Origin of the sequence: Paenibacillus bouchesdurhonensis (genome assembly GCF_900155685.1) — a bacterium.
In the GTDB taxonomy this organism is placed as follows: domain Bacteria; phylum Bacillota; class Bacilli; order Paenibacillales; family Paenibacillaceae; genus Fontibacillus; species Fontibacillus bouchesdurhonensis.
This window is the reverse complement of sequence record NZ_LT732548.1, coordinates 696280-712947: the sequence shown is the minus strand read 5'-3', so window position 1 is coordinate 712947 and position 16668 is coordinate 696280. Positions and strand designations below refer to the sequence as shown.

Below are 16668 nucleotides of genomic sequence, written 5' to 3'. Positions count from 1 at the left end.
CCCGTTTCCAGCAATTGTGGCACAAGCTTACTGCTTACACCGGAAGGTGTTGCAGTAAATACCACATCGGATTTTTCAGCAATCTCGACCGGATCGACTCCGTCCAAATCGCTCACCAAGATGTCCGTTAAATGGGGAAACCCATCCGTAATTGGCACACCGGCACTCGATGCCGAAATGACGGAGACGATCTCCACCCGCGGATGTCCCAATAAAAAACGAATCAGCTCCACGCCCCCATACCCCGTGGAACCGACGATAGCTACTTTTACTTTGTTTGCCTGTCCTTGCGAATTTCCGAGTCCGTCTGTGTTGGCGGTTGCGTTGATGGTTGCGTTCGTCGTTGTGTTGGTCGTAGCGTTGGCGGTTGCGCTCAACTTTACATTTCCGTTTCCGTTTACGTGATCAGTCACAGTCATAACCTCTCTTTCCTCTCCCTACAATTTCGGTATATCTCTAGGCGTTCCCTGCTAACTTGCGCTCCGAAAGTAAAATATGTATTATTATACGATTATACTTATATAAATACAACTAGATTGCATAATTATTTATGCGGAAATCATTGTTATCCGGAAGCAGGCCAAGAAGTTGACGATGATTAGATTCGTATCCTTCTTCCCTCATAAAGTCACTTCATGTCAAGTTTGCTACTGTTGTAGAATTAGCTGGATTGTATGTATCTAATTTCAGAAGATGGGGCGGCTTTCATGGATAACTGTATTTCGTGTATCTAGGTCATATCAATCCGCTCTACCTTCCGGTAAATTTCATTTTTAACTACGGGAAATCCATTTGATTCTACACTTAATGATAAATAGCTTCACTTAAATACATGAATTCCAGTTAATATACTTACTCGCGCAGGCCCATTAGAAGCATGGAATTTACTCCTCTCCCCCTGAACGGTTAAAACCTTCTTTATGCCGCTCATAAACAAAAAAGAATCTCGAACGAGATTCCTTTCTGACGTGAGTTCTTTTTTAGCTGCTATCCTTCGCTTTTCGTCTTGCGTTCCGGCTTGGCAGGAAACTCTCCATTCACCTGCTGGGTTATGCGTTCTACCAAATCTGCAATTCGAGAGTCATACTTGTCCTGAGTCATTTGGCCAGCGGAGAGCTGCTCCTGTAACCGCTCTGTCTCTGCCTTCACAAGCAGGTTAATTACTGTATTGACCTCCACCCCTTGCTTCTTGGCAACCTCAGCCAACGAAGCAGCGGATTTAAGCGTTTCTTTCAGCTCATCTTCGGCCAAGCCCAGCGCTTGCGATTTGGGAAGTAAACGTCCCTCCCGTCAAAGCTAGCGCCATTACGATGCTGCCCGCCAAAATAACACTTTGCTTTTTCATCTGCTATTCCACCTTTCTTATCCTAATAATTTTATTGCTGAAACCATCATATCCACCCTAGCTGAATATTCTCTGAGCCTGCACTTAAGACTGATTTAAATAGCCACAAAAATTCTAGAACTCACACCCAAAGCCCCAACAAAGAAAAAAGAACCCGAGCTAAGCGTTATGCCGCCTGGATTCTTCCCTACATCATTCATTCTGTTTGCTGCCTTTTCCCAATGAAAAGCCTTCGCCGAGCACCTCGTGAGCATTCGATATAATGACAAATGCCTTAGGTTCAATCGATTGAACTAGCGTCTTGAGACGCGTCACCTCACTCTGCCCAACCACGACCATCAGCACCGTTCTATCATCCCCGGTATAGCCGCCTTGAGCGGACAGCTTGGTCAACCCCCGATCCAAGTGGTGCAATATCCCCTCTGTGATCTCATCCGTCTTATCCGCGATAATATAGGCTACCTTCGTGTAGTTGAAGCCGAGCTCAATCACGTCAATGAATTTGCCTGTAATGTATAAGCCGATCAAAGCGTACAGCGCCCGTTCCGGCGACAAAATGAAGCCTGCCAGCACAATGACCAGTCCATCCATCAGCACCACGCAAAGCGAAAGACTGAGACCGCTGTACTTTTGAATGATTTGCGCCAAAATCGATAGTCCACCGGTTGAACCTCGCCCCCGAAATACAAGCCCCAGGCCTAATCCGACGCCAATGCCCCCGTACAGGGAAGCCAGCAGCGGATCCGTCGTAAACGCAATCCAATCTCTGGTCAGAAAAACAAACAGCGGCAGAACTACCGTGCCCAGCAAGGAACGGAGCGCATAATACCGCCCAAGCAATACGTATCCTGCAGCAAACAGCGGAATGTTCAGCGCCCATTGGGTATAGGCTGGTTCGATATTAAAAAGCGACTTAGCAATGATCGATAGCCCCGAAACACCGCCAGATGCGATATCGCTCGGAACGAGAAACAAATTAAAGGCCATGGCCATAATAAAAGACCCGATTAGGATCATCAGCGTATCCAGCGCATGGCGGAATGGGCCGTTTAAAGGAATGTAATCACTCGGCCTGCGTTTATGTGACTTTGGTGGCACAATACTCCTCCTTACTTTACTCCAAAAAAATTCCTACACGCATATGATTATGCTGGTGTAGGAATTCATCTCTAGAATCGATCGATTAATTGTTAGATTCCGTCCGGATTTGGCTGCGCAAATATCCATCGATAAACGGATCGAGCTCGCCGTCCATAACGGCTCCAACATTCCCGGTCTCCACCGAAGTACGATGATCCTTTACCATACTGTAAGGATGGAACACGTAAGACCGAATCTGGCTGCCCCAAGCGATATCCGACTGCTCACCGCGAATTTCGTCCAGTTCCTTCTGCTGTTCCTCGAGCTTCCGCTCATATAGTTTGGAACGGAGCATCGTCATCGCCTGCTCGCGGTTCTTAATCTGGGATCGCTCGTTCTGACAAGTCACGACAATCCCTGTAGGGATATGAGTAATCCGTACTGCGGAATCCGTCGTATTAATATGCTGTCCACCGGCTCCGCTAGCCCGGTAAGTATCGATCTTCAGATCCTCTGTCCGAACCTCGATATCCACATCATCCGTAATTTCCGGCACGACATCGCAGGATACGAAAGAGGTATGCCTTCTGCCCGAAGAATCGAATGGGGAGATCCTCACCAGGCGATGTACCCCTTTCTCCGCCTTCAGGTAGCCATAGGCATTGTACCCTTTAATCAGCAATGTCACGCTCTTGATTCCTGCCTCGTCACCTGGCAAGTAATCCAGCGTCTCGACCTTGAAGCCGTGCTTCTCCGCCCAGCGGGTGTACATCCGCAGCAGCATTTGGCCCCAGTCCTGCGACTCGGTGCCCCCGGCTCCAGGGTGCAGCTCAAGAATCGCATTCAGCTTATCGTACGGCGCACTCAGCAGAAGCTGAAGCTCGAAATCCTCCAGCTTCTTGAGCAAGGCGTCGATGGAGCCGCCGATATCGGCGGCGAGATCTTCATCGCCCTCTTCCTCAGCGAGTTCGGCCATCATCGCCGTATCATCGTACTCCTGCTGCAGCGTTTCATACTGATCCACCGAGGACTTGATGGCATTCAGCTCTGAAATTACTCCTTGAGCCTTATCATTATCGTCCCAGAAGTCCGGAGCGGCCATCTTCTCTTCGAAGTTTGCAATCATTTCATGCTTGAGATCTAAGTCAAAGAGACCCCCTAAGGTTGGATAGTTTCTTCGCGATTTCACGCATATCCTGCTTGATGTTCGGGTCGATCATCGTTGTTCATTCACCTTCCCAATTGTACTTAAGGTATGCTCATGTCTCTAAACAAAAGCAATGTCCCTAGCCTTAGTATCAGAATGCTATTCTATGCCCTGCGCCAAATCCTTGGCTAGCTTACGCGTTCTGTCCGTGGCAGTGTTTATATTTCTTGCCGCTGCCGCAAGGACATGGATCATTGCGTCCGATTTGCTCACCGCGCTGAACCGGGCGCTTCTCAGTAGGCTCGCCGCTCGTGGAGATCTTGCTCTCGTCCACGACCGCCTGACGCTCCTGGTTGCTCTCGACATGCGCCTTCATAATATATGTGGCAACCTCTTCCTGAATGCTGGCTACCATCTGATTGAACATTTCAAAGCCTTCGAATTGATATTCGCGAAGCGGATCGGTACCGCCGTATGCGCGGAGATGTATCCCTTGACGAAGCTGGTCCATCGCATCGATGTGATCCATCCACTTGCTGTCAACGGCACGAAGCGCAATAACCTTCTCGAATTCACGAACCATTTCCGGCCCAAGCGCTTCCTCGCGCTTATCGTATTTGGTCATCACTTTATCGAATACAAACTCGATCATCTCGCTTGGCTCTTTGCCCCATAGGTCATCTTTCGTAATCGCGCCTTCATCCAGCAACTTGGCATTCATATAGTCAGCTACGTCCTGCAGCTCCCAGTTCTCTGGAATTTCATCCGCCGTATGCGCTTCGACTACCCGTTCGATGACCGGTTTGATCATATCAATCACGATTTGCTTAATGTTATCGGATTCGAGCAGCTCGCGGCGCTGTTTATAAATAATTTCGCGCTGCTGGTTCATGACGTCGTCATATTGCAGAACGACTTTACGAACGTCGAAGTTATTCCCCTCGACCCGCTTCTGGGCGGATTCAACCGCGCGGGTAATCATTTTACTCTCGATGGGCTGATCCTCTTCAAATCCGAGGCGCTCCATCATATTGAGCACGTTATCCGCACCAAAACGCTTCATCAGTTCATCGCCAAGCGACAAATAAAACTGCGTGGAGCCCGGGTCGCCTTGGCGGCCAGCCCGTCCGCGAAGCTGGTTATCGATCCGGCGCGATTCATGGCGCTCGGTACCGATAATATGCAATCCGCCAACTTCGGCCACACCCTCGCCAAGCAAAATGTCCGTACCGCGACCAGCCATGTTCGTGGCGATCGTAACGGAGCCTGGCTCACCCGCGCGTGAAATAATTTCAGCTTCTTCCGAGTGATATTTCGCGTTGAGCACCTTATGCTTGATGCCTTTGCGCTTAAGCAGCTCGGACAGCAGCTCAGAGTTCTCAATCGACACCGTACCTACCAGGATCGGCTGATTATCTTTGTGCCGCTTCACGATTTCCTCGACAACAGCCCGGAATTTACCTTCCTCACTCTTATAGACAACATCTGGCATATCAATACGGATATTCGGACGATTCGTAGGAACCTGAAGAACCTCAAGACCGTAGATCTTCTTGAACTCCTCTTCCTCAGTCTTCGCCGTACCTGTCATGCCTGCCAACTTGCGATACATCCGGAAATAGTTCTGGAACGTAATCGTCGCCAGCGTCATGCTCTCATTCTGAACCTCGATGCCTTCCTTCGCTTCAATCGCCTGATGCAGCCCTTCGCTATAACGGCGTCCAGCCATCAAGCGGCCCGTGAACTCATCGACGATAACGACCTCGTCCTCAGTCACGACGTAGTCTACGTCACGACGCATAATAACGTTCGCCTTCAGCGCTTGTACGATATGGTGATTCAGGGTGATATGGGCATGATCGTACAAGTTGTCGATTCCAAAAGCACGTTCCGCCTTGGCGACCCCTTTCTCCGTCAACGATACAGCTTTTACTTTAATATCAACCGTAAAATCTTCTTCAGGCACAAGCTTCTTAATGAAGCGGTCGGCTGCGAAATACAGCTCTGTCGACTTCTGAGCTTGTCCAGAGATGATTAGCGGTGTACGCGCCTCGTCAATGAGAATCGAGTCCACCTCGTCAATGATACAGAAATAAAGCGGACGCTGAACCATCTGCTCTTTATACAAAACCATGTTGTCGCGCAAATAGTCGAAGCCGAATTCGTTGTTCGTTCCGTAAGTAATGTCGCATGCGTAAGCTTCCTGCTTATCGGAATGCTCCATTCCGCTGAGGTTCACCCCAACGGTCATACCGAGGAAATTATAAATCTGCCCCATTTGCTCACTGTCTCGCTGAGCCAGGTAATCGTTGACCGTTACGACGTGAACGCCTTGACCGAGGAGCGCATTCAAATAAACCGGCAAGGTACCAACCAATGTCTTCCCTTCACCGGTTTTCATCTCGGCAATGCGGCCTTCATGGAGAGCCATCCCCCCGATTAACTGTACGTCAAAATGACGCATCCCTAACGTTCTGCGTGAAGCTTCTCTTACCGTTGCAAACGCTTCAGGAAGCAGCTCATCCAGCGTTTCGCCCTTCTCAATCCGCTCGCGGAACTCGGCCGTCTTCCCTTGCAGCTGCTCGTCCGATAGCGCCTCAAATTTCGGTTCCAATGTATTGATAAAGTCCACCGTCTTCATAAGACGTTTGACATCACGTTCATTCGTGTCGCCAAATATCTTCTTCACTATTCCTAGCATAGTTAACCCCTTTCACGGCAAAACAAATGATTTACCTAAATTGTAACAGTTTGTAAGGCATGCCGCAACACGCGTCATCACGTTTCCAGCGGCGATTCCGCACTTCTATTTCATAATACCAGCCAACGTCAATCGACATATTTTCATTGTAGACATAACGCTTTGAATGGTAGATTTCCCTGTGAAATCAGGAAATTCAGGCTTCCATCCCCATAACGCTCTATTATCTAAAAAAAGCCCTATCCGCGGGCGGATAAGGCTCGTGTCCTTAAGTTCAATTGCAAGAATTACCAGGTCATTCATACAATCGTCATGATTGGATACGCTATACTAATCCTGCTCGATCAAACCATATTTCCCATCATTTCGTCTATAGACGACATTCAATTCTTTAGTATCAATGTTAGAGAATACAAAGAAATTATGGCCGACCATATTCATTTGCAGTATCGCTTCTTCCACGTCCATAGGTTTCATGGTAAACCGCTTCGTGCGGACGACTTCCAGATCATCGTTATCCGCCTCGTCTACCGCCACGGAAGCGCCATTCTCAACAAACAGGCTCTTCAGGCTGCCTTCTTGACGAAACTTGCGGTTGATCTTCGTTTTATGCTTGCGTATTTGGCGTTCGAGCTTGTCCACGACGGCATCGATCGATGCGTACATGTCATCACTTCGATCCTCAGCGCGAAGCATAACGCCGGTCAAAGGAATCGTTACCTCCACCGTATGCAAACCGCGTACGACACTCAAAGTGACGTAGCCTTCTGAGGTAGGGGGTGCTTCAAAATACTTATCAAGTCGACTGAGCTTCTTGTCCACATAATCTCGCAGTGCTTCAGTCACTTCAATTTGCTGTCCACGAATACTAAAATTCATAGGGCACTCCTCCTTTGCTTTGCACCTTCATTATACCATGGTGTTAACACAATGTAAAAAGTGTAAACGGTGAGTAAAGGGTGAAATATTTACTCCGATATTACTTCGAACGCCACTAGCCCTGATGAGTAATTAAAAGAGTATTTTTGCCTTTTGGTCTCAATGTTTACATTAGGCAAATTAAATGGCCCTTCTTTTTCCACCTTGCAATTATTAATTACCCACTCAAACAGCTTCAAGAAGTCGGCTCCTAGTCCATGCTCAGTAGATGAAAATATCCCACCGGTTAGTGATGGGTCTTTTATGAGATACAAAGTACAGTTTTCAATACTATTACAAAAACGTTCTTTATCTAAATAACTCACCATGCTATCGTGAATGCCGTGAAAGCATGCAATAGATGCTCGATTATTGAATTTTTCATAAATAATTGGCAATTGCAAAAGTGAGTGATCAAGGTTAATTCGTTTGACTAGATAATCAAATACCAAGTTTTGTGCAGGTAAGTGACGATTTGCTTGTAGATAAACAGGATAAATATATGCAGAATTATCAATAACTAATGAGAAAAGATCAGGTGCAAATCTATTGCATTGAAGAGCAAGATAACCACCATGCGATTGACCATAGCAAATGATCTTTTTTTCATTAAAAGAAAGATTGTTCTCCTTCAAAATAGAAATGACAACTAGAACAGCTGTAATGTTATCTAGCGCTTGCATAATCGACATATCATTGAAGTTTCCAATATCCTCTTTAAGAGTCTGCGCTTGCATGAATTCATAACCAAAATAATCGCACTGAATACAAATCAAATTATAGGTATCAGCAAATTGCTTTCGCATTTTTATGTAAACATTAGAATTCGCATTTCCACCGTAACCTGCAATAAATAATAATAAACCCGTTTCTTCGTTAGCCCCATTTTCTGGCTCAGTAAAATATATCTTCAAATCCCGATGTTCCCCATTATAAATATTCGGGTGTCCAGCCATAGCAAATTCATATTCTTTAGCCATGGTTATACATCCCCTCCCCCTAAGTATCAGTTATGGTCAATTACTTAACAAATAAAGACCCCGGGTTTCCCCAGGGTCTGTGCTAGCGAATCTTCAATTGTTAACCATCGTACCGTTATATGTAGGTCGGCTCTGCCGGATGATTATAATTTGATTACGTTAGCCGCTTGCGGTCCGCGAGCGCCTTCAACGATCTCGAACTCTACAGCTTGTCCTTCTTCCAGCGTTTTGAAGCCTTCGGATTGAATAGCCGAGAAGTGTACAAACACGTCTGCGCCATCTTCAGTTTCAATAAAGCCATAACCCTTCTCTGCGTTAAACCATTTCACTTTACCTTGCATGCACTAACATTCCCTTCATTATCAAATAAGAGTGTGAGCCCTGAAACCAAGTCCACATGTCTGACTATACCACCCAAACTTCTCCAATGTCAATTGCCAAAGAAAAGGTTTTATTGTATTTTTATTGTAAAATCTTGTCGATGAACATGTGTAATTACTATCACTATGTGCAGAATTGTCATACAGGATCTTACTGTAGGTTAATCTTGGGTGAAAATTGAGACAGGTTACATTAGCTCATGTAAATATGGCACCTACTCTAATGAAGGTGACTGCGAGTACGAAAGTGTAGTTCTTGGTGCTTAACGTCGGTTATGTATGATCAACTCAAAACTATGAAGCAGCACGGATCGTAAAGGCGAGAGCAGTTAATCCGATCTATTTCAATTTAAACTTCTGATGCCAGACACCCAGTTTATCTTGTTCAAATAATTCCCTGTTATACCACTGATCTGCAATTTGCCAGAATTCCTTTATAGTAATTCCTACAAATTCACAGTAATCATCCAAAACTTTCTGGTCTAACTTATGATCTCTTTCTAAAACTAGTTTTATAGCTTCCACTCTTTCCATTCTCCCAGATCTAATATATCTTGAAGCCATCTCAGTAGTACTTGAATGTCCAAATTTGGGATATTTAAACCATTGGTTTATTAGATAAGCAGGACTATCTATTTGATTATAATTCTCTATTGTGCCCTCTCTGATCCACTCATGCTCCATATGTCTAAATCCCAGTCTTTTTGCAACTTCATAGTTATGATGAGTATCCCATTCGATAAAGTAGGATAAATAAATAGGTTCAAGCCCTTTTTCTTCCATTTCATCTAGTGTCGGTTGTTTAATACTGTATAAGTCTCTCATTGTAATACCATCTTCAAGCCATTCACTCCAATCGATTGGCTTAACTACATCATTAGAGAATATCTCTTTTGCTGAATACGTTTCTTGCTTCTGTGAACCGCCATATTCATAGTTCACGTTTTCTCCATAAACAAGTAACTGTATCCCCATTTGCATGCATAATTTCACAGGAACGGAATAGATCGCTGCATCCACATACCATGTGGGCGATCCCAGCTTTTCTAATCCTTTGAGAAGCATCTTTTTCCCAACCTTTTTATTCAAGGAAAAATTTAGAATATCACAACCAAAAGCCTCAGATATATTTGCTTTATTCTTTAAACCAGTTTCGGTCCAACTCCAATTATCGACAGAAATCAACAATGGATTCATTCCAAGTAATTCTTTAATTACGTAGACTTGCATGGTGGAATCTTTTCCCCCTGATACTGCAACTGCACAATCGTACCCATCCCCATTAATCCCTCTATATTTGCTACATAGACTCTCTAGTTCCTCATATCTTTTATTCCAATCAACCAGCTTTTTCTTAACATAGTTATTGCAAGCTTCACAGACACCGCTTTCGTCAAAGCTAATCCCTGGCCTAGTATTGGGCATAACACATTTTTTGCAAAACTGAATTTTACTATTCATTTTCTTCACCTTCTAAGTTGGCTTCTAACCACTGGTTTAGCTTCGTGTATTCATTCCTAGCATTCACTTGTAGTTGTTCGACAATTTTCTGGGATACATCTACGTATTTACTCTGGTTCGATAAATGCTCTAATATCATACTTAATAGTTTAGTCTCAAACCCTTCTGTATTAATTTCCACGTATTCATCCGAAGAAATATCCGAATAAAGGTTTTTAACTTGGGGGTAATTTACTAATCCGATCACATTCTTCTTAAGTGCATACCCACATACATTAGAATGGAACCGCATTCCTAGTACTAGATCAGCTTGGTTATATAAAGAGAAGATATAGTCATGCCCCTGATCCCCAACTAAATAAGGTGCAACCTTAACGTACTGTCTTCTAAATTTATCATTCATTTCATTAATAACATCGTAGATAACTTTTAAATCCCTAAATATATGCGGCACAAATATAACGTTTATTTCATCACAATAATACTCTTTTACTAACTCAATTGTATGAGCAAACCTCTTTGTAAATTGCTTGTAAGAGATATGGCCAGATTGGGTTGAAAATCTTACATCTTGCATATCACCAGCAACATTAATAACTATATTTAGTTTATTTTTTTCAATTTCAATATGTTCGATGTTTTCAATAGCCGTAAAGAAACCCCCATCAGGTATTTCCGATATGCTGTCGATGTATCTTTGTCCATATAAAAAATTGATATTTGCTAACGCCCCATCGTTCCGCACACTAACGAAGTATCGTTTATTACTGCATAAATAATCTAAAAAAACCTTAAATTTATTTATGTTCTCTTCCGGTACACCTTGACCCAAATCACAACCTAATGAATAGAATAATATTGGGGTTTTTATCCTCTTCATATATTTTATTCCTAAATCTATAGAAGTACCTGTTTCTGACTCACTTACCCACAATTCAAAATAATTTCCCCCACCAATCATTATCAGATCATATTCATTTGCTTCTTCAACAAATTTATCCGAATTAAATATCCATTCCCCCCAATAAAATCCTCTGATTTCTTTTCTTGTGATTATAAACTCGTAGTCTAAAAACTTATCACGAAGTAATTTAGAGCCCTTATGATTTGCATTGTCACCTATATTTCCTATAAAACTTGCAATATGTAACACATTTATTTTCTTTTTCACATTGCATACCTCATTAATTAAGAGTTGTTGTGGACAATAAGTTCAGCTAATGAAAAATCCAAGTTATCATCGACATCTACCGACTTTTCTTTACTCATAATATATGCCGCGTTTTTTTCCCCCACGAAAGTCTTTTTATTCATGATTAGATCTCTTCTTGCAATATAGATTGCTCCATTTACTCTAAATATCTTATCCAGATCCTGTCTTCTTAAATTTTCTTTATAATCATTACTATCGTAGTTTATCAAAAGCCCATCCTTAACTTTTCTTAAATAATACGGATGATCATTAACCTCAACAACACTCTGTAAAGAATCTGCGCTCATTTCGAGATAAACTCTCCAAGCTGCATCAATATCCTCAGCAGTTCTAAGAGGTGATGTTGGCTGTAATAGTATAATATGATCTATAGAACAGCTATTTATTCGTTCGTAATATTCTATCGCATGAGCAACTACATCAATACTCTTCGCATGATCTGTAGATAACTCTTTAGGCCTTATAAATGGAACCAACGCTCCCGCAGTTTGAGAGATACACGCAATTTCATCATGATCAGTTGATACTAGCACCTCATCAATACAATGACATTTAAGAGCAGCTTCAATAGTATAACTAATCATAGGAACGCCATTTAACAATTTAATATTTTTTAACGGAATTCCCTTAGATCCCCCACGGGCGGTTATAATAGCTAATGTTTTTAATGATGACATTTGATCTACCTCTATTTCAACTATGAGTACTTAGTGAAACAAAGTTCTTCTGTGGACTTCTCTCCCATAAAGTCTGCTCTTCAATAATACGCATAAATTTTTCTGCACTATCACCATTTCCAAACGATGATTTTTTACGGAGTTTCAATCCTGATACTGTTCTAATTGCTGATAAAATTGCAAATACATTTTCCTCTGTATGAATGATGCTCTTACTCTTATTGGGGTCATATCTCCCTTGTTGTCTACTACCTAAATCAATTGCAGGAACGCCATAAACCTCAGCCTCTCTTATACCTGCACTTGAATTTCCAATAATAAAGTCAGCATTACTTAACAAAGTTAAAAAATATTCAAAACGAATAGATGGGAATATCCTGAAGTTGTCATTTTGCTCCATTCTGGTATATTCGTTAAGAATTATTTGACTACCCTCATCATTATTAGGATAAATAATTACATATTTCTTATCTGACTTAATAACTGCGTCTACTACCTCTCTAATATTCTCTTTTAGTTGATTAATCTCAGTAGTTACAGGATGATACATTAAAATACCATACTCTTCGAATTGAATATCATACCTTTGTTTGACCTTAGTTACAGTAGGCAGTTCATTAGAAAACATAATATCTATATCAGGTGAACCAATGACATAAATAGTCTCCATCTTCTCTCCCAACTGCACAACCCTGTTTTTGGCTTCTTCATTTGCAACCATATGAATATGGGAGAATTTTGTAATAGCATGTCGAATTGATTCATCAATTGTACCTGAAACCTCTCCACCTTCTATATGTGCTACTTGGATATTATTTATTCCCCCTACAATAGCTCCTGCCAAAGCCTCAATACGATCCCCGTGAACTACAATCAGATCAGGATCAATTTCAGAAACGTAATTACTAAAGCCCAATATTGTATTACTAAGGGTTATGTCCATAGGTTGATTGAGTTTCTGGTTAACAAATTTATAAATATTTATATAACCGTCTTTTTCTATTTCCTGATAAGTAGCTCCATACTTAGACAGAAGATGCATTCCTGTAATGAAAATGTGAAGTTCAAATTTTGGATGCTCCTCTACCTTTTTCATTAGAGACTTTAGCTTACCGTAATCAGCTCTCGTTCCTGTTACAAATACGATTTTTTTCATACAAACTCCTCTTTCTGTTACTCCACATCTCCCCATATCAAATGCCTATCTTTAGCTATATCTCGACTTGCCCGCTTTCCTAGAATATCATTATAATGTTCTGCTTTAATCTCTCCCGTCCCAGGACGCTTTACCCAAAGATTGTCCTTTGTGAACAATTCTCCTTCCTTAACATCTTCAATAGTAACTACGGTAGCAAATGCAAAATCAATGGTCAGTTTTTCCTCTGCTGCTGCCTTTTTTTCTCCACCTCTCATTAATGCAACTTCCGCACTTCCTTCAATTAGTTGTCTTAGGTCGTACGGATCCATCGAACAGATAATATCTGGACCCGGTCTATCCTTAAAATCAGTAAAATGGCGTTCCAAGATTGATGCTCCCAGTGCAGTAGCTGCTAAACAAGCATTATTGTTAAGAGTGTGATCAGAAAGCCCAATAACAGCTCTCGGAAAAGCCTTTTGAAGTTCCTGCATTCCACCCAAACGTACTAGGGAAGGAGGCGTTGGATATACATTGGTACAGTGGAGAAGAGCATAAGGAACATCAAACCTTTCCACAATTTCGACCGTCTTTTTGACACTATTAATATCATTCATTCCTGTAGAAATAATCATTGGCTTACCAAATGAAGCTATATGTTCAATCAATGGATAGTTGTTACACTCACCTGAACCTATCTTATAGGCAAGAACCCCCATTCTTTGAAGTCTATCTGCTGCAGCTCTAGAAAAGGGAGTACTTAAGAATATTAAGCCCAATGATTCGGTGTATTTCCTTAATTCCAGTTCATCAGCTTCGCTTAATGCACATCGAGCCATAACTTCATATATAGATACATCTGTATTTCCTGGAATCACCTTTTTTGCATCGGGGCTCATCTCGTCGTCTACAACATGAGTTTGATGCTTAATGATTTCCGCTCCTGCAGTATAAGCAGCATCCACCATCTGCTTAGCAACTTGAAGACTTCCTTCATGATTAATCCCAATTTCAGCTATAACTAAAGGTTTATAATCTTCACCAATTTTCCGATCACCAATTTGAATGAATGGTTTAGTCATGTTTGCCTCCAGCCAACAAAAATGTAAATACTAATTAAATTTCTTATTAATAATGATATCTTTAAGATTGATCTGTAAGCTTTCAATAGAGGTTGTCAGAATTGGATTAAACTCATTTATTTGTCTGATTAAGGCCCCTAAATGAGTAATAATAAGCTTAGATTTCTCAATAGTATCCTTAGTCTCCATGATTTCTGGAATATATCTCTTGTAAACATTAATGTAGTTATTTAAGGAAAACTTATAGAATACATTAAAAATATCTTGTCTAGAAATCCAGTTCCATAATTTATTTACATTAAGCAATGCTTTATTTACAGCATTCATATTCCTTTTACGAACAGCCTCATCCAATTTTTCTAAAGAGTTAATTATTTTCACAACATGCTGATCCATTTTGGACAATGCTATTTGCGTTTCTTGAAATCTAGAATTTAATTTTTCCAAACTACTTACTAGCTCTTCTTTATTTTGAACATCAGCAAATCTCGAGATGTTAAATTCTCGCAATGGACTTTTTTGTAATTGCTCAATTAAGGCGTCCATTGAAATCCAATTAATTCCTTCAAGTGCAGCTCCATTCTTTGAAGTATTAATAACCTCTATCCCTCTGGATTTCAATACCCTAGCAGTCATTTCTACACCTTTCTGAAGAACAAGCATTGACCGGTTCGTTCTATTTTCTCCTCCATTTACATTTTTCACTTTAATATCCGATACAGACAAATCTGACTTTTTCCGCTCTTCACTTAAATGATTCACTCCAGGAGCATAGTATTGATCATTCGGAAATGATAAATCCTGCCCCATTAATATTACCTTAGATACCCCCATGTAATCAGCTATTTGCATTGCAGTTCCAGTCACAGTAGGCGTTTCAAAATATGATGGAATTTCCTTATCAACAAAATACTCTGTAATACAATCATTCATAATTTTTGAAGCAAACTTATCCGATTGATAGCTATCGACAACTTTGCGATAAGTTTGTGTACAATATACTAGAGGAACTCGCGAGACATTTACATTTTCGAATACTTTATTGTAATTATGGCTTCCTTCTAATGAAACTACAAAGTGTGGATGTATTCCATAATGATTCATTGCCTGAATACTAGATCCAGCCGCTATTATAAGACATTTATCACGCAGTTCTTTTAAATAATGCACGTCCTCTTTTAATGAGGGACCTGAACCAACAATAATCGCTGTAGCATCTTGCCCTTGCCATACTTCTTTCAATTTCTTCATTGAAGTCGACATAAGTACATGCGGTAAATTATGCAAAATGTTTAGCAACCATTCATTCTGATATATCTTCAAGGTATTAAAAGTCGATATCTGCTTAAGAATCACATCCTTTACTATAGAGTCAAAACTTCTGATCATTTGTGGAAATAACTTTTCATAAATTAGCGGGGAAACGGATATTAATTCCCCTGAAATGTAACCGGCCAAAAATATGGCTATCTGATACTGTACTATCTCATCTCCACCGACAGCAAACATTCTAATACGTCTATCTGATAGCAAACCTCTAATATCTTTTCTGTAGATTAATTCACGGAATATATTAATGTCTGGTTCAAATATAAATATATCTTTTGCATCCGTAGTTAGAAGTATTTCCTCTAAAAAATCGCCTAATCCTATTCCAAAAATTAATAAGTGTTTAAAGCCAACCATTTTATGATGAATAGAGCGAACCCATTTTTTAGCTTCATCCTTAGCATTATATTTACTGTGTAAAAAATATGATTTGCCTTCTACCTGAATTTCCAGGTTTGGTTCATTATTTTTAGTAGTACAAGAAATATACTCATTTGTGTGAGTTGGATCAGCATTATCCAAAATTTCAAAAACCTCTGGGTACTGATTACGTAAAAAATTCAAATTCGTTTGCAATATGTTCATTGTAATTCTCCAGTTAGTGTAATATTCCTTTTATAATTCTCTAACACCGGCATTAATTCGTACTGCATCAGATCACCAATCATAACATACTGTTCTTCCTCAACACTACTCTCCAACTCTTTGATGATACTCTCTAACTTCTGCATAGTTAAAATATGAATTGGATCAATTTCAACATCAACTATTAATTGTATAAACTCAACCGATTGCAATATCCAACTTAATCCTTCAATAAAATAACTAAACTTCTCCCAATGATACTCAGTAAGTTCTCCGTAAAAACAACCCGAAAGTTCTGAAATAGCAGGTATAAATCTATTTAAATATTCAACTAAAGATTTTTCTGTTTCAATTAAACTTTCTCGCTTTGTTATAGTTTGTATATCTAATGCATCGATACGGGAAAAATTAGCTGCGATACTCTCATCAAAATTATCGTAAATTACTTGTCCGTCTATAGATACAGAATAAACAAATTTATCGGCACTATTAATTTTGGAACATTGCTCCTTCCACCAATCAAAAACTTGTCCTTGCAAAATTTCAAGCTCTTCTTTATATTCCCCATCTATAAAAATGCGCATTAATATTACTCCTTACCTTCATGTTTACTTATTTTATCGGATTATTGAAGA

General features: G+C 40.8%; 14 protein-coding genes and 1 pseudogene. All 15 read right to left on the bottom strand.

The window, feature by feature from the left end; genetic code table 11:
* Positions 1-419: pseudogene (locus tag CZ379_RS26065) on the bottom strand (hypothetical protein); the annotation flags it as partial.
* Positions 420-987: 568 nt separating this feature from the next.
* On the bottom strand, positions 988-1251 hold the full coding sequence (locus CZ379_RS07630) for a hypothetical protein (RefSeq protein WP_110931112.1): 264 nt from the start codon (positions 1249-1251) through the stop codon (positions 988-990).
* A 286-nt stretch (positions 1252-1537) separates the two neighbouring features.
* Entirely contained in the window at positions 1538-2443 is a 906-nt protein-coding gene (locus CZ379_RS07625) for a YitT family protein (protein WP_110931111.1), read from the bottom strand.
* 85 nt (positions 2444-2528) lie between these two features.
* Positions 2529-3645, bottom strand: a protein-coding gene (gene prfB, locus CZ379_RS07620; RefSeq protein WP_110931110.1) for a peptide chain release factor 2 whose coding sequence is annotated in 2 segments (ribosomal slippage) — positions 2529-3572 and positions 3574-3645 — 1116 coding nt in all. Because the reading frame shifts where the segments join, the coding sequence is not laid out codon by codon here.
* A 120-nt stretch (positions 3646-3765) separates the two neighbouring features.
* Positions 3766-6273, bottom strand: coding sequence for a preprotein translocase subunit SecA (gene secA / locus CZ379_RS07615; protein ID WP_110931109.1), 2508 nt, complete (start codon positions 6271-6273; stop codon positions 3766-3768).
* A gap of 330 nt (positions 6274-6603) precedes the next feature.
* On the bottom strand, positions 6604-7152 hold the full coding sequence (gene hpf, locus CZ379_RS07610; protein ID WP_110931108.1) for a ribosome hibernation-promoting factor, HPF/YfiA family: 549 nt from the start codon (positions 7150-7152) through the stop codon (positions 6604-6606).
* An 89-nt stretch (positions 7153-7241) separates the two neighbouring features.
* Positions 7242-8171 (bottom strand): DUF2920 family protein, encoded by a 930-nt coding sequence (locus CZ379_RS07605; RefSeq protein WP_110931107.1) that lies wholly within the window; start codon positions 8169-8171, stop codon positions 7242-7244.
* A 143-nt stretch (positions 8172-8314) separates the two neighbouring features.
* Positions 8315-8512: a cold shock domain-containing protein gene (locus CZ379_RS07600; protein ID WP_110931106.1), complete on the bottom strand. Its 198-nt coding sequence runs from the start codon at positions 8510-8512 to the stop codon at positions 8315-8317.
* Between the two features lie 378 nt (positions 8513-8890).
* A complete protein-coding gene (locus CZ379_RS07595; RefSeq protein WP_199925522.1) occupies positions 8891-10012 on the bottom strand; it encodes an N-acetyl sugar amidotransferase in 1122 nt (373 codons plus the stop codon).
* Positions 10005-11183, bottom strand: coding sequence for a polysaccharide pyruvyl transferase family protein (locus tag CZ379_RS07590; protein WP_199925521.1), 1179 nt, complete (start codon positions 11181-11183; stop codon positions 10005-10007). Before CZ379_RS07590 ends, CZ379_RS07595 begins: the two co-directional genes overlap by 8 nt.
* Before the next feature lie 17 nt (positions 11184-11200).
* The gene (locus CZ379_RS07585; RefSeq protein WP_110931104.1) at positions 11201-11902 is read right to left on the bottom strand and encodes an acylneuraminate cytidylyltransferase family protein; all 702 of its coding nucleotides are present in this window, start codon (positions 11900-11902) and stop codon (positions 11201-11203) included.
* 16 nt (positions 11903-11918) lie between these two features.
* Positions 11919-13058 carry a UDP-N-acetylglucosamine 2-epimerase gene (neuC, locus tag CZ379_RS07580; RefSeq protein ID WP_110931103.1) on the bottom strand — a complete coding sequence of 380 codons (1140 nt, stop codon included), beginning with the start codon at positions 13056-13058 and terminating at the stop codon, positions 11919-11921.
* Positions 13059-13075: 17 nt separating this feature from the next.
* Positions 13076-14119, bottom strand: a complete 1044-nt coding sequence (locus CZ379_RS07575; RefSeq protein WP_110931102.1) for an N-acetylneuraminate synthase family protein — start codon at positions 14117-14119, stop codon at positions 13076-13078.
* Between the two features lie 30 nt (positions 14120-14149).
* Entirely contained in the window at positions 14150-16033 is a 1884-nt protein-coding gene (locus CZ379_RS07570) for a motility associated factor glycosyltransferase family protein (RefSeq protein ID WP_110931101.1), read from the bottom strand.
* Positions 16030-16617 (bottom strand): DUF8042 domain-containing protein, encoded by a 588-nt coding sequence (locus tag CZ379_RS07565; RefSeq protein WP_110931100.1) that lies wholly within the window; start codon positions 16615-16617, stop codon positions 16030-16032. The genes CZ379_RS07570 and CZ379_RS07565 overlap by 4 nt, the downstream gene beginning before the upstream one ends.
* Between the last annotated feature and the right edge of the window lie 51 nt (positions 16618-16668).

What these genes read in the sequence shown, in the direction of transcription:
- secA (WP_110931109.1), bottom strand. Translation starts at nt 6,273, where the DNA reads ATGCTAGGAATAGTGAAGAAGATATTTGGCGACACGAATGAACGTGAT.
- hpf (WP_110931108.1), bottom strand. Translation starts at nt 7,152, where the DNA reads ATGAATTTTAGTATTCGTGGACAGCAAATTGAAGTGACTGAAGCACTG.
- CZ379_RS07605 (WP_110931107.1), bottom strand. Translation starts at nt 8,171, where the DNA reads ATGGCTAAAGAATATGAATTTGCTATGGCTGGACACCCGAATATTTAT.
- CZ379_RS07600 (WP_110931106.1), bottom strand. Translation starts at nt 8,512, where the DNA reads ATGCAAGGTAAAGTGAAATGGTTTAACGCAGAGAAGGGTTATGGCTTT.
- CZ379_RS07595 (WP_199925522.1), bottom strand. Translation starts at nt 10,012, where the DNA reads ATGAATAGTAAAATTCAGTTTTGCAAAAAATGTGTTATGCCCAATACT.
- CZ379_RS07585 (WP_110931104.1), bottom strand. Translation starts at nt 11,902, where the DNA reads ATGTCATCATTAAAAACATTAGCTATTATAACCGCCCGTGGGGGATCT.
- neuC (WP_110931103.1), bottom strand. Translation starts at nt 13,058, where the DNA reads ATGAAAAAAATCGTATTTGTAACAGGAACGAGAGCTGATTACGGTAAG.
- CZ379_RS07575 (WP_110931102.1), bottom strand. Translation starts at nt 14,119, where the DNA reads ATGACTAAACCATTCATTCAAATTGGTGATCGGAAAATTGGTGAAGAT.
- CZ379_RS07570 (WP_110931101.1), bottom strand. Translation starts at nt 16,033, where the DNA reads ATGAACATATTGCAAACGAATTTGAATTTTTTACGTAATCAGTACCCA.
- CZ379_RS07565 (WP_110931100.1), bottom strand. Translation starts at nt 16,617, where the DNA reads ATGCGCATTTTTATAGATGGGGAATATAAAGAAGAGCTTGAAATTTTG.